Below are 13480 nucleotides of genomic sequence, written 5' to 3' on the forward strand. Positions count from 1 at the left end.
GGGCCCATGACCCAGCCCCCCTCCGCAGTGTCGGTCCGCGAGAGCGGCACCGGAACACCCCTCGTGCTGCTGCACGCCTTTCCGTTGAACGCCTCGATGTGGTCCGCCCAACTGGACGCGCTGCCCGGTCTGACCGGCGACGAGGCCCGGGTGCTCGCCCCGGACCAGCGCGGCTTCGGCGGCACCGAGCTGGGGGCCGACGAACCCTCGCTGGACCTGGTCGCCGACGACCTCGCCCTGCTGCTGGACGCGGCCGGGATCGAGCGCGCGGTGGTCGGCGGGCTCTCCATGGGCGGCTACGTGGCGCTGGCCTTCGCCCGCCGCCACCCGGACCGGCTGGCCGGACTGCTGCTGGCCAGCACCCGCGCCACCGCCGACACCGACGCCGTCCGGGCCAACCGGGAGCGGATCGCGGCCGCCGTCACCGCCCGGGGCAGCGTCCAACTGCTGCTCGACGAGGAGGTCGCCGCCGGGCAGCTCGGGCCGGACTCGCTGCACCTGGTGGAGCGGGTGCGGTCGCTGGTCGCGGCCGCGTCGCCGGCCGCCGTCGCCTGGGCCCAGCGGGCCATGGCGGCCCGGCCGGACGCGCTGGACGTGCTGGCCGGGCTGCGGGTGCCCACCGCCGTCGTCGCGGGCGCGCAGGACGGCCTGGTGGCGCCGGAGGAGGCCGAACCGATGCTCCGGGCCCGGCCGGACGCCGAACTGACCGTCATTCCCGGGGCGGGCCATCTGAGCGCCCTGGAGGCACCGGAGGCGTTCAACACCGCCGTCCGCGACCTGCTGGCCCGGGTGACGGCGGGATGAGGGAGGAAGCGACCGGCTGGGACTTCTCGGCGCTGGAGGTGACCGGCCGGATGCCCGTGACCAACCGCGGCGAGGGCCTGGTCGAACTGACCCTGGAACCGCTCGGCGAGGACTACTGGCTGCGCCCCGGCGAGACCTTCATCGTCACCTCGTACGGCGACCACGGCTCCGGCCACCCGTTCGAGGTGCAGTACTGGCCGGACTCGGTGTCGGTCTGGTGCACCTCGTGGTTCGGCACCGTCTCCGACGACGAGGGCAACCAGCTCAGCAGCGGGCACCAGCGGCCCGACGGGGCCTACCCCAGGTGACGCCCGCTCACCCAGGTCACCCGAGATGATGACGGTGGAAAGACGGCAGGCCCTCACCCTGGTGGGTGAGGGCCTGTCCGCTGTTCCGCACGTGCCGTCCGTTCCGCACGTACCGCCGGGCGCCGGCGCCCGGCGGCGGCGTCAGCGCGACTGCTGGGCGGGCACGCCCATGGTGTCGTCGCCCGGCAGCGAGGCGGCGGCCACGGCCGCGCCGGTCAGCGTCGCCAGCATCTCGCGGACGTTGGTCAGCTGGGCGTTGATGCTGTCGCGGCGGTTGGTGAGCGCCGCCAGCTCGCGCTCGGACTCGCTGCGGATCCGGTCGGCCTTGGCGTTGGCGTCCGCCACGATGTCCTCGGACTGGCGCTGCGCCGTCTCGACGGTCTGGCGGGCGCGGCGCTCGGCGTCGGTGCGCAGCTTCTCGGCCTCCAGGCGCAGCTGCTCGGCCCGGTGCTCGATCTCGGCCAGGCGCTTCTCGGCCTTGGCCTGACGGGCGGCCAGGTCACGCTCGGACTGCTCGCGGCGCTTGGCCAGGTTGGTCTCGAACTCCAGCGCGGCCTGGGCGGCCTTGGTGCGGGTCTCCTCGAAGAGGGCGTCCGCCTCCTCGCGCTTGTTCTGGGCGTCCTTGTTGGCCTCGGCGCGCAGCTGGGCGCTGTCGCTCTTGGCCTTGTCGACGATCCGCAGACCCTCGTCCTCCGCCTTGGCCTTGCGGTCCTTGGCGTAGTTCTCGGCCTCGGTGCGGACCTGCTGGGCAGCGGCCTCGGCGAGCTCGCGGTGCTGCTCGGAGGCGCGGTGCGCCTCGTCGCGCAGGTCCTTGGCCTCCTCCTCGGCCAGTCGCAGGATCTTCTCGACCCGGGCGCCGAGACCGGCGTACGAGGGCTCCGCCTCGGTGACCGCCGCCTGCGCGGTCTGGGTCTCCAGGTGGAGTTCCTCGATGCGCTTCTCGAGCGCGCTGATCCGGGTCAGGGCACTGTCACGGTCGGCCACCAGCTTGGTGATCCGCTCGTCGACCTGGGCGCGCTCGTACCCACGGCGCACCAGGTCGAAGCCGTGAGGGGAGTGACTGTCGCTCATGGGGTTCTGGGCTTCCTGTCGTCAAACCGCTGAGGTGGTTGAGGGAATCCTGACACGGTACCGGAGTGTCGACGGCGAGATGCCGTCGTCCCGCGGACAATGTCCGCTCAATCGGGTGGTGCGTTCTTGGAACGATTGCCGCCCGACCGGGGGGAACCAATTCCGGCACCCGCCTTGGCACCCCCGTCCTTCTTGGTGCTGCTTCCCCCGTTGGTCTGGGCGACCGGTGCCGGTGCCTCGAACGCCTCCAGCGCGGACAGCACGTCCTGCACCCTGGAGATCTCGGTGTTGATGTCCTTGCGCCGCCGCACCAGTTCGTCCAGCTCGCGACGGCCCTCGTCGGTGACCCGCTTCGCCTCGGCCTGCGCTTCGGCGAGCAGCCGTTCGGCCTCCGCCTTCGCCAGTTCGACCTGCTCGTCCGCGCTGCGGTCGGCGTCCCGCAGCCGCTTCTCCGCCTCGGTGGCGGCGGTCTCCAGCCGCTCCTCGGCCTCGGCCTCGGCCGACTGGAGCTTGGCCTCGGCCTTGACGATCAGCGCCTCGGCGCGGCTGGTGGAGTCGGCGAGCTTGGTCTCCGCCTCCTTCAGCAGCCCCTCGGCCTTGCGGACGGCCGAGATCCGGACCTTGCTGGCCTCCGCGGACGCCTCCGAGGTGAGCTCGCCCGCGCGGTCCTCGGCGGCCGCGACCAGCGCCGCCGCCCGGTCCTCGGCCTCGGCGACGGTGGCCACCGCCTGCTCCTCGGCCTCGGTCAGCTGCTCCTGAGCGGCCGTCACCAGGGCGTCGACCCGCTCGCCGGCCGACTTCATGGCCGCCGCGTTCTCCTTGCGGGCGCGCTCGTGCAGCGCCTCCACCTCGGCGTCGGTGCGCTCGCGCAACTCCTCGGCGCGCTCGCGGATCGCGGTGGAGTCCCGGCGGGCCTCGGCGAGCAGCGTGTCGGCGTCGGACCGGCCCTTCTCCACCTCGGCCTGGCCGGCCGCCTCGCCGGCGGCGACCAGCCGGTCGGCCTCCTTGCGGGCGGCGGCGACCATCGCGTCCGCCTGCTCCTCGGCGGCGGCGGTGGTGGCCAGTGCGGTGGTCTGGGCGTCCTCGCCGAGCGACTCGGCGTCCGCGAAGGCCTTCTCCAGGACGGAGTTGGCCTGCTCGCGGGTGGCCTTGTCGAACTGCTCGGCGGCCTCCCGGGTCTCCGCGTCGTACGCGTCGGCGCGGCCGTGGGCGGCGGCGTCGTACTCGTCGGCGAGGGTCCGGGTGGCGAACGCGTACTCCTCGGCCTCGGCGCGCAGGGCGGCGGCCAGCTCCTCGGCGTCGGCGGCCAGGCCGGCCGAGCGCTCGTCGGCGGCGGCCAGCGTCCGGGCGGCCTGGGCCTCGGCGTCCGCGCGCAACTGCCCGGCGGCCTCCCGGGCCGCGTGCAGTACGGCGTCGGCCTCCGCCCGCAGGTGCTCGTCGTAGGCCTGGGCCTCGGCGCGCTGACGGCCCAACTCGGCCTCGTGGGCCTCGCGTTCGGCGGCCAGCTCGCGGTCGGTCAGGTCGCGCAGGGCGGTGGTCTCGGCGTCGGTACGGGCGCGCAGTTCGGCGGTCTCGTGGTCGGCGAGGGCCCGCTGCTCGGCGGTCTCGGCGTCGGCGAGTTCGCGCAGGGCGGTGGTCTCGGCGACGGCGAGGGCCCGCTGCTCGGCGGTCTCGCGCTCGGCCAGCTCGCGCAGTTCGGCGGCGGCCTGTTCGGCCCGGTCGCGGACCTCGGCGGCCTCCCGCTCGGCGGCGGCCTTCCGCTCGGCGATCTGCTCGGCGGCGGCCTCGTGCATGCCGGCCACCGACTGGCGGACCTCGGCGGCCTCCTCCTCGGCGGCCTCGACCAGGGCGGCGCCCTCGACACCGGCGGCGGCGACCAGCTCCTCGCCGTCGACCCGGGCCTGCTCCAGGACGGCGGTGGCCTCGGCCCGGATGCTGTCGGCGGTGGCGCGGGCCTCGGACAGCTCGCGGCCGGCCTCGGCGCGGACCGTCTCGGCCTGCTCGGCGGCGAACGCCAGCTCGGCGGCGGCCTTCTCCCGGACGGCCTTGGCGTCCCGGGCGGCCTCGGCCTGGCGCTGCTCGGCGGCGCTCCGGGCGCCCTCCAGCAGTTCCTCGGCTTCGGCACGCTGGGCGGCGACGTGCTGTTCGGTCGCCTCGCGCTGTTCGGTCGTCTCGGCGGTGGTGCGTTCGGTGAGTTCGGTGGCGGCCTGTTCGGCCTTGGCCCGGACGTCGGCGGCGTACGCCTCGGCGGCGGTGCGCTGCTCGGTGGTCTCCCGCTCGGCGAGCTCGCGCAGTTCGGCGCTCTCCCGCTCGGCGAGCTCGCGCAGTTCGGTGGTCTCGCGTTCGGCGAGGGCGCGCAGCTCGGCGACGTGCTGTTCGGTCGCCTCGCGCTGTTCGGTCGTCTCGGCGGTGGTGCGTTCGGTGAGTTCGGTGGCGGCCTGTTCGGCCTTGGCCCGGACGTCGGCGGCGTACGCCTCGGCGGCGGTGCGCTGCTCGGTGGTCTCCCGCTCGGCGAGCTCGCGCAGTTCGGCGCTCTCCCGCTCGGCGAGGGCCCGCAGCTCGGTCGCCGTCTGTTCGGCCTGCTCGTGGGCGGCCTGGGCGGCGGCCAGCTGCTCGGCGGTCTCCTCGCGTTCGCGGTGCAGCCCGGCGGCGGCCTCCTCGTACTCGCGCCGGCTCTCCTCGCGCAGCGCGTTCGCGGCGGCCTCGGCCTCGCTGCGGGCACGGGCGGCCTCGGCGTCGGCCTCGGTGCGGACGCGCTCGGCGTCGGCCACCGCGGCGTCCCGGACGGCGTTCGCCTCGGACTGCGCCTCGGCGCTGAGGGCGGTCGCGGCGGCGTTCGCCTCGGCCCGGACCCGCTGGTCGAACTCGGTCGCGTCCCGGCGGAGTTCGGCGGTCTCGCGCTCGGCGGCGGCGCGGTTCTCGGCGGCTGCGGCCTTGGCGGCGGCGAGGGCGTCCTGGCCCTGCTGCTCGGCGGCGGTGGTGGTCTTCTCGGCCTCGGTGCGGGCCCGGGCGAGGGTCTGCTCGGCCCGGCCCTGGGTCTCGGCGGCCTGTTCCTGGGCCTGCGCGCGCAGCCGCTCGATCTCCCCGGCGGCGCCCGCGCGCAGCTCGTCGGCGTCGGCCTTGGCCCTGGTGAGCAGTTCCTCGGCGTTCTTCGCCGACTCCTCGATCTGCACGACGGCCTGGCGGCGGGCCTCGCCGCGCACCCGGTCGGCCTCGGCGGCGGCCTGGGCGCGCAGCTCCTCGGCCTCGGCCCGCAGGCGGGCCGCCTCGTCCTGCATCTGCTCGATCCGCTCGCGGATCGCGGCGGCGTCGTCGAGCGCGGCGTTCTGGGCCTGCTCGACGGCGGCCTGGGCCTGCTCGCGCAGGCGCTGCGCCTCGGCGGCGGCCTCGGTGCGGATCCGCTCGGCCTCGGTGGCGGCCTCGGTGCGGGCGGTCTCGGCGTCCTGGTCGGCCTGGCCGAGCACCTCCTCGGCGGTCTTGGCGGCCTTGGCGAGGTGGACGGTGGCTTCCTTGGCGCCGGCCGCCCGGCCCTCCTCCTCGGCCGCGTGGCGCAGCCGCTGGGCCTCGGCCTCGGCGTGGGCGCGGAGTTCGGCGACCTCCCGGTCGGCCTGGGCGCGCAGTTCGGCGATCGCGGCCTCGGCCTCGGCGCGCAGCTCGCCGGCCACCGATTCGGCGGTGGCCCGCAGCCGTTCGCTCTCCTCGGCGGCGGCGGCCTTGGCGGCCTCCGCCTCGGCCTGCTTGGTGGTGGCCTCGGCGCGGATCGCCTCGGCCTCCTTGGTGGCGTGGGCGACCATCCGGGCGACCTCGGCACGGGCGGTCTGCGAGCGCTGCTCGTTGGCGGCCTCGCCGTCGGCGGCCTTGCGTTCGGCGGCGGCCTCGGCGTCGGCCTGGAGCTGTTCGGCGGCCTGTTCGGCCTGGGCCCGCAGCTCGGCGGACTCGCGGCGGGTGCGTTCGGCCTCGGCGATCGCCTCGGCACGCAGCCGCTCTATCTCGGCCTGGGCGTGGGCGAGCTGCTGCTCGGCCCGGATCTGCTCGGCGGAGGCCTGCTCCTTGAGCCGGCCGATCTCGGCCTTCGCGACGGCGAGCTGCTGCTCGGCGGCGGCGTGCGCGGCGGCCAGCTGCTGCTGGGCCTCGCCGCGGGCGGCGTCCACGTCGGCGGCGGCCTGGGCGCCGGCCTGCTGGGCGTGCTCGGAGGCGGCGCGCAGCAGGCGCTCGGCGTCGCTCTGGGCCCGCTGGAGGGCGGCCTCGGCGGCGGCCTGGGCCTCGCCGCGGGCGGCGTCGACGTCGGCGGCGGTCTGGGCGCGGGCCTGGTCGGAGAGCGCGACGGCCTCCGCGCGGGCGGCGGCGACCATGCGCTCGGCCTCGGCGCGGGCGTCCTGGAGCAGGCGCTGGGCCTCCTGCTCGGAGCCGGTCCTGGTCTGCTCGGCCCAGCCGTTGACGTGCTGCTCGGCGGTGCGGCGCAGCTCGGTGAGCTCGTCCTCCAGCTGGCGGCGGCGGGCGGTGAGCTCGGCCTCCAGTCGGGCGGTGCGCTCGGCGGCCTCGGCCATGATCCGCTGGGTGGCGGCCTGGGAGTCGCGCAGCTGGCGCTCGGCGTCGGCGCGCAGCTGCTGGGCCTGCATCTCGGCAGTGCGGAGCATCTGCTCGGCCTGGCCGGAGACGGCGTCGAAGGCGCGCGGCTGGGCGAGCATGCGGCGGGACTCGTGCAGCTTGGCCCGGAGCACCTCCACCTGGTAGGCGAGGTCCTCGGCATGCTCGACTGCCTTGTCCCGCTCCTTTCGAGTCCGACCCATCTCGGCCTCGAACTGGGAGAGGTGATCGTCAACCTCGTAGCGGTCGTTGCCCCGCACTCCGCGGTCCCATCCATCTCCTGGTCGCGTCCTCGACCCGGCCGGTCCAGGGCACCCGTTGTCCGGGTACTGGTCCGACTGGCTCCTTGCATCCGCAGCCGGTGGACGGCCCGCCGGTCAATCCGGGGCCGCCCGCCGCGGTCGTCGGAGCCCTGGGCGTGGAAGCGCGGTGATGCCGCGTTCCCCCGTCCGGGTGGACTCCTGGGCGAACTCTTGCCTTGTGGAGAATGGTGACAGATCAGTGTTGCGACTGTTCAGCCGTGCCCGCGTTGTGGACTCCCCTGCGACGGGCCGGCCACCGCTGGGCGGACGGGCCTGTCATCGGCCGTGCCCGTCGCCTCCGTCCCCCGGAGCCTTCGCGCACCTGGGCATTGTAGTGGGAGCGCACCGCGGGGGAATGGCCGCGTGGTGGTTTTCCGGCTGTCGGACGAGGTTACTGACGGGTCATGACCGGCGATTCGGGGGTGCCGCCCGGTCGTGGGCGGCACCTGGCGGGGGTCAGTGGGCGTCGTGGACGCCCGGTTCGGCGGAGGTGACCAGCTCGGTCAGGACGCCGCCGCAGTCCTTGGGGTGCAGGAAGGTGATCCGCGAACCCATCGAGCCGATCCGGGGCTCGTCGTAGAGGACCCGCACGCCCTTGGCCCGGACGGCCTCGGCGTCGCCGTCCACGTCGGCGGTGCCGAAGGCGATGTGGTGCACGCCCTCGCCGTTCTTCTCCAGCCACTTGGCGACGGTCGAGTCGGGCCGGGTGGGCTCCAGCAGCTGGAGGTAGGAGGCGCCGCCGTCGCCGGTGTCGTTGATCTTGAGCATGGCCTCGCGGACGCCCTGCTCCTCGTTGACCTCGGTGTGGAACACCTCGAAGCCGTAGGTGGCGCGGTAGAACTCGACCGTCTTGTCGAGGTCGCGGCAGGCGATGCCGATGTGGTCGATACGGGTCAGCACGGCGACCTCCGGGGGCGGGTTGGGTACCTCGGGAACCAGGTGGCACCAGTGCAGCGCATCGCCGCTGACCGGCGCCAGCGCCGGACGTGCGAGTCTGCTCACACGCCGGGGGTCCACCCGGGCCGCACACCGGGGGCTCACCCGGGGCGGACGCCGGGGTTCACCCGGGCCGCGTTGACACGGTGTTGACTGGAAGGTGCCAGTGCGCTCGATCACACCGTCGCTCCGGTGACGGGCGGGTAACGGGTCAGTACATTGAGCGCATCCTCACCTGGCCACGACGTGCGAAGGGGCTCGTCCCATGACCAACACCACCTCTGTGATCGTTGCCGGTGCGCGGACCCCGATGGGTCGCCTGCTCGGTTCCCTCAAGGGCTTCTCCGGTGCCGACCTCGGCGGCTTCGCGATCAAGGCCGCGCTGGAGCGGGCCGGCATCACGGGTGAGCAGGTCCAGTACGTGATCATGGGCCAGGTGCTGCAGGCCGGCGCCGGCCAGATCCCGGCCCGCCAGGCCGCCGTCCGGGCCGGCATCCCGATGAGCGTCCCGGCGCTCACCATCAACAAGGTCTGCCTCTCCGGCCTGGACGCCATCGCGCTGGCCGACCAGCTGATCCGGGCCGGCGAGTTCGACGTCGTGGTGGCCGGCGGCCAGGAGTCGATGACCAACGCCCCGCACCTGCTGCCGAAGTCCCGCGAGGGCTACAAGTACGGCGCGATCGGGATGCTCGACTCGATGGCCCACGACGGCCTCACCGACGCCTACGAGAACATCCCGATGGGCGAGTCGACCGAGAAGCACAACACCCGGCTGGGCATCGCCCGCGAGGTGCAGGACGAGATCGCCGCGGCCTCCCACCAGCGGGCCGCCAAGGCGCAGGCCGACGGCGTCTTCGACGCCGAGATCACCCCGGTCGCGATCCCGCAGCGCAAGGGCGAGCCGGTGCTGTTCGGCCAGGACGAGGGCATCCGCGCGGACACCACCGTCGAGGGCCTGGCCAAGCTGCGTCCGGCGTTCGCCAAGGACGGCACGATCACGGCCGGCACCTCCTCGCAGATCTCCGACGGCGCCGCCGCGGTGGTCGTGATGAGCAAGGCCAAGGCCGAGGAGCTGGGTCTGAGCTGGATCGCCGAGATCGGCGCGCACGGCAACGTGGCGGGCCCGGACAACTCGCTGCAGTCGCAGCCGTCCAACGCGATCAAGCACGCGCTGGCCAAGGAGGGCCTGGAGGTCTCCGACCTCGACCTGATCGAGATCAACGAGGCGTTCGCGGCCGTCGCCCACCAGTCGACCAAGGACCTGGGCGTCTCCTCGGACATCGTCAACGTCAACGGCGGCGCGATCGCGCTCGGCCACCCGATCGGGATGTCCGGCGCCCGCGTGGTGCTGCACCTGGCGCTGGAGCTCCAGCGGCGCGGCGGCGGGGTCGGCGCGGCCGCGCTGTGCGGCGGCGGCGGCCAGGGCGACGCCCTGATCGTGCGCGTCCCCAAGGACGCCAGCCCGAAGGCCTGATCAGCTGACATGCCTTCGGGGCTGCGGACCGCCACGAGCGGCGCCGCAGCCCCGAAGGCATCCGCGCGAGGAGCTCCCGATGATCGATGTCGCCACGCTGGTCGAACAGGCCCGGGCGGGCCGGCCGCGGGCGGTCGCCCGGCTGATCACGCTGGTCGAGAACGCCGCCCCGCAACTGCGCGAGGCGATGGCCGCGCTCGCGCCGTACACCGGTCAGGCCTACACGGTGGGCCTGACCGGCTCGCCCGGGGTCGGCAAGTCCACCTCCACCTCGGCGCTGGTCTCCGCCTACCGGCGGCTCGGCAAGCGGGTCGGGGTGCTGGCCGTCGATCCGTCCTCGCCGTTCTCCGGCGGGGCGCTGCTCGGCGACCGGGTCCGGATGCAGGACCACGCCACCGACCCCGAGGTGTTCATCCGCTCGATGGCCACCCGCGGCCACCTCGGCGGGCTGTCCTGGACGGCGCCGCAGGCCCTGCGGGTGCTGGACGCGGCCGGCTGCGACGTGATCCTGGTCGAGACCGTCGGGGTGGGCCAGTCCGAGGTGGAGATCGCCGCCCAGGCCGACACCACCGTGGTGCTGCTCGCCCCCGGCATGGGCGACGGCATCCAGGCCGCCAAGGCCGGGATCCTGGAGATCGGCGACGTCTTCGTGGTCAACAAGGCCGACCGGGACGGCGCCGACGCCACCGCGCGCGAGCTCAACCACATGCTCGGCCTCGGCGAGGCCCGCGGGGCGGGGGACTGGCGCCCGCCGATCGTCAAGACCGTCGCCGCCCGCGGCGAGGGCGTCGACGAGCTGGTCGAGGCGCTGGAGAAGCACCGCGCCTGGCTGGAGGAGCACGGCGAACTGGCGGCGCGCCGCCGCCGTCGGGCCTCCGACGAGATCGAGGCGATCGCGTTGGCCGAACTGCGCACCCGGATCGGCGACCTGCGCGGGGACCGCCACCTGGCCGGCCTGGCCGAGCGGGTGGTGGCGGGCGAACTGGACCCGTACGGCGCGGCCGACGAACTCGTGGCCGGCCTCACCCGGGGCTGAGGACGGCGCGGGGCCGGCCCCCGGTGGGGCCGGCCCCGGTGTGCCGGGGGGGCGGCGCGTCAGGCGCGGCCGCGGAGGCCGCGGAGGTGTTCGGCGACCGGGGCGAGGGCCTCGTACATGGCGTCGAGCTGCTCCTGGGTGAAGCGGTCGATGAAGTGGGCCCGGACGCTGCGCACGTGGTCGGGGGCGACCCGCTGCATGGTCTCCCAGCCGTGCTCGGTGAGGTGGGCGTAGAGGCCGCGGCGGTCGCCGGGACACTCCTGGCGCAGCACCAGGCCGGCGTTCTCCATCCGGGTGATCTGGTGCGAGAGCCGGCTCTTGGACTGGAGGGTGGCGGTGGCGAGGTCGGTCATCCGCATCCGGCGGTCGGGGGCCTCGGAGAGCACCACCAGGATCTCGTAGTCGTTGATCGCCAGGTTGTGCGGCTGGAGTTCACGGCTGAGCTGGTACTCCAGCAGTTTGGCGACCTCCAGATGGGCGCGCCACATCCGCTGCTCCCTGGCGGTCAGCCAGGGAGTCTCCTCCTCGGGCTGCGACGGAGGGGTGTCCGCAGTGTTGATCGTGTGCGTATCCATGGGCTCAGCATACCCTATTTAGTTCAATCTTGTACAAGTTTACAGGCCGAAACGTCGCCCCAGATCGCCCAGATTGCCGAGGCCCGGCACGTTGAGGTTGCCCCCGCCGTGGCCCGACGCCGCCGGCTGCGACGGCACCCCGCCCACCGGCACTCCCGCCTCGGCGTCCACCTGGCCCACCGACCGCTCGGCCATCAGTTTCTCGCTGGACTGCAGCAGCACCTGGCCGGCGCCGATGAACTCGAACTGGTGCTCCTCGCCGGAGGCCCCGCCCAGCCCGGTCAGCCGTCGGATGCCGCCGATCAGCCCGTGCATGTAGTCGTGGTCGTAGTGGTGGCACGGCGCCGGGCAGTCCGCCCAGCCCACCAGCGCCTGCGGGTCCACCCGGATCGGCGGCTCGACGAAGTGCACCGGCCCGTTGGAGGCGGCGACGAACTTCCCGGTGCCGATCAGGGTCAGGAAGCCCGGGATGATCGACTGCTTGAGCCGCAGCGACGGGTCGAAGGCCAGCAGGTTGCCCGAGCGGACGGTCAGGTTGCCGTCGTCCAGGTCGTAGGAGTTGAGGTCGAAGGCCCGGTCGGCCAGCAGCAGCTTGCCGCGGCCCTGGGCGACCACCCAGTCCGCCGCGTGCATCGGCGAGTTGAAGTGCTGGCCGATCGCCCGGTCCAGCATGCCGGCGCCGACGCCCTTGAAGGTGATGTCGCCGTAGTAGGCGACCATCTTGCCCTTCTGGAGGAAGTACGAGCCGTTCAGGTCGACCGAGAAGGCGTACGGGTTGACGTTGTCGTTCACCGGCAGGCTGTACGCGTCGTGCACCACCGGGCCGGAGCCGCCGTGCGCGCTCGGCAGCGGGGCCTGCGGGCCGCCGAACTGCTCCTGGGCGTAGGCCTGTTGGGGCTGCTGCGGGGGAGGCGGTGGCGGGTACCCGCCCTGCTGGGGGTAACCCTGCGCGGGCGGCGGCGCGTAGCCCGGCGGGGGAGGGGCGGCGAAGCCGGGCTGGGTCGGCTGGTCGTACGGCGACTGCCCGTGCGGCGGCTGCGGCGGGTAGGACATCAGAGCTTCTCCTCGCTCGCCTGGACGTACACCGCGCCCTGTCCGGACAGCTCCAGCTGGAAGGCCTCGCCGGAGCCGCGGCCGATCATGTCGCGCCAGCCCAGCGCCGTGGACAGCTTGTTCTGCACCTGGCCGCGGTGCGCCACGTACGCCTGCGGGTCGACGTGCACCGGCCGGCCCGGGACGATCGGCAGCTCGAAGACGCCGCCGTGCGCCATCACCGCGACCGAGCCCTTGCCGTCCAGCTGGGTGGTGAACAGGCCCTGGCCGGTGACCTGGCCGCGGACCATGCCCATCACCCCGCCCTGCGAGCCCATGAACATGGTGGACTGGCGCAGCGTGCCCTCGAAGGCCAGCAGCCGGTCCGCCTCGACGTACAGGGTGTCGCCGGCCAGGTCGATCACGTGCACGTGGTGGCCGCCGTGGCCGAACATCACCCGGCCCTGGCCCTCGACGGTCATCAGCGGGGTGTCCTCGTTGGCCACCCGGCGGCCGATCATCGACATCACGCCGCCCTGCCCGCCGGTGATGTTCGGCGTGAAGCGGACGTCCCCGGTGTACGCGAGCATCGCGCCGCGCTGGCTGAACAGCCGCTGCCCGGGCAGCACCACGGCCTCGACCATCTTGCCGTTGATCTTCGTGAAGCCCATCAGACGTCGCCCCCGATGGTGACCTTCTCCGACGGCTGCACGTACACCAGGCCCTCTCCGGTGAACTCCACCTGGACGGCCTCGCCGCCGCCCTCGCCGATCACCGTGGTCCAGCCCGCGCCCGACTTCAGGCTGCGGTGCAGGCTGCCGGTGTGCGCCACGTAGGCGCCCGGGTCCACCCGCAGCGGCTGGCCCTGGCCGACCCGCAGGATGATCGCGGGCCCGTTCGAGGTGACGGCGGCCCAGCCGTGGCCCTCCACCTTGGTGGTGAAGAGGCCGTTGCCGGAGGACATGCCGTTGAGTCCGGTGAAGGTGGTGCCGGTGCGCAGCGAGCCCTCCGTGCAGAGCAGGTTGTCCGCCTCGACGAACAGCGTCTCGCCGTTCAGCCGGACCAGGTTGATCTCGGTGGCCTTGTCGGCGAAGTAGCAGGTGCCCTGGCCCTTCACCTCCATGACGGTCATCTGCTCGCCGGTGAGCCGGCGGGCGACCATGCCGCGCAGGCCGTCCCCGCCGCCGGTCAGCTTCTTGAAGCTCATCTGGCCGGTGTAGGCGACCATCGAGCCGTGTCTGGCCTTGACGGCCTCGCCGGCCAACTCGACCGCGAGTACTCGGGATCCCTGAAGTCTGAACTGTGCCACGGCCGCAATCTAGCGGGCGCGGCCGGTGCGGGGGGAGGGGCGGGGG

11 protein-coding genes are annotated in these 13480 nt (G+C 74.0%); 4 read left to right on the forward strand and 7 right to left on the reverse strand.

Annotated features, from left to right (window positions below):
* Window positions 1-6: 6 nt before the first annotated feature.
* Together AB0O82_RS10090 and AB0O82_RS10095 are read left to right on the forward strand one after the other, a co-directional pair.
* Window positions 7-804 carry an alpha/beta hydrolase gene (locus AB0O82_RS10090; RefSeq protein WP_363582020.1) on the forward strand — a complete coding sequence of 266 codons (798 nt, stop codon included), beginning with the start codon at window positions 7-9 and terminating at the stop codon, window positions 802-804.
* Window positions 801-1112: a hypothetical protein gene (locus AB0O82_RS10095; RefSeq protein ID WP_363582022.1), complete on the forward strand. Its 312-nt coding sequence runs from the start codon at window positions 801-803 to the stop codon at window positions 1110-1112. Before AB0O82_RS10090 ends, AB0O82_RS10095 begins: the two co-directional genes overlap by 4 nt.
* 141 nt (window positions 1113-1253) lie before the next feature.
* Here AB0O82_RS10095 and AB0O82_RS10100 read toward each other — a convergent pair whose 3' ends face one another.
* The 3 genes from AB0O82_RS10100 to mce form a co-directional block, all read right to left on the reverse strand.
* A complete protein-coding gene (locus AB0O82_RS10100) occupies window positions 1254-2183 on the reverse strand; it encodes a hypothetical protein (protein ID WP_063347784.1) in 930 nt (309 codons plus the stop codon).
* A 107-nt stretch (window positions 2184-2290) separates the two neighbouring features.
* The gene (locus tag AB0O82_RS10105) at window positions 2291-7030 is read right to left on the reverse strand and encodes a hypothetical protein (protein ID WP_363582024.1); all 4740 of its coding nucleotides are present in this window, start codon (window positions 7028-7030) and stop codon (window positions 2291-2293) included.
* Window positions 7031-7528: 498 nt separating this feature from the next.
* A complete protein-coding gene (gene mce / locus AB0O82_RS10110) occupies window positions 7529-7972 on the reverse strand; it encodes a methylmalonyl-CoA epimerase (protein ID WP_363582154.1) in 444 nt (147 codons plus the stop codon).
* A 301-nt stretch (window positions 7973-8273) separates the two neighbouring features.
* Between mce and AB0O82_RS10115 the strand changes: the two genes are divergently transcribed.
* Window positions 8274-9482 carry an acetyl-CoA C-acetyltransferase gene (locus AB0O82_RS10115; RefSeq protein ID WP_363582026.1) on the forward strand — a complete coding sequence of 403 codons (1209 nt, stop codon included), beginning with the start codon at window positions 8274-8276 and terminating at the stop codon, window positions 9480-9482.
* Between the two features lie 79 nt (window positions 9483-9561).
* Window positions 9562-10518, forward strand: coding sequence for a methylmalonyl Co-A mutase-associated GTPase MeaB (gene meaB / locus AB0O82_RS10120; RefSeq protein WP_363371930.1), 957 nt, complete (start codon window positions 9562-9564; stop codon window positions 10516-10518).
* A gap of 59 nt (window positions 10519-10577) precedes the next feature.
* Here meaB and AB0O82_RS10125 read toward each other — a convergent pair whose 3' ends face one another.
* The 4 genes from AB0O82_RS10125 to AB0O82_RS10140 all read right to left on the reverse strand — a co-directional run bounded on the left by AB0O82_RS10125 (window position 10578) and on the right by AB0O82_RS10140 (window position 13434).
* Entirely contained in the window at window positions 10578-11093 is a 516-nt protein-coding gene (locus AB0O82_RS10125) for a MarR family transcriptional regulator (protein WP_350879579.1), read from the reverse strand.
* A 39-nt stretch (window positions 11094-11132) separates the two neighbouring features.
* Window positions 11133-11942 carry an AIM24 family protein gene (locus AB0O82_RS10130; RefSeq protein WP_363582156.1) on the reverse strand — a complete coding sequence of 270 codons (810 nt, stop codon included), beginning with the start codon at window positions 11940-11942 and terminating at the stop codon, window positions 11133-11135.
* A 203-nt stretch (window positions 11943-12145) separates the two neighbouring features.
* Window positions 12146-12796: an AIM24 family protein gene (locus AB0O82_RS10135; protein WP_363582028.1), complete on the reverse strand. Its 651-nt coding sequence runs from the start codon at window positions 12794-12796 to the stop codon at window positions 12146-12148.
* The gene (locus tag AB0O82_RS10140) at window positions 12796-13434 is read right to left on the reverse strand and encodes an AIM24 family protein (RefSeq protein WP_079135621.1); all 639 of its coding nucleotides are present in this window, start codon (window positions 13432-13434) and stop codon (window positions 12796-12798) included. The genes AB0O82_RS10135 and AB0O82_RS10140 overlap by 1 nt, the downstream gene beginning before the upstream one ends.
* Window positions 13435-13480 lie beyond the last annotated feature (46 nt).

It is taken from the genome of Kitasatospora sp. NPDC088264 (genome assembly GCF_040685715.1).
Taxonomy (GTDB): domain Bacteria; phylum Actinomycetota; class Actinomycetes; order Streptomycetales; family Streptomycetaceae; genus Kitasatospora.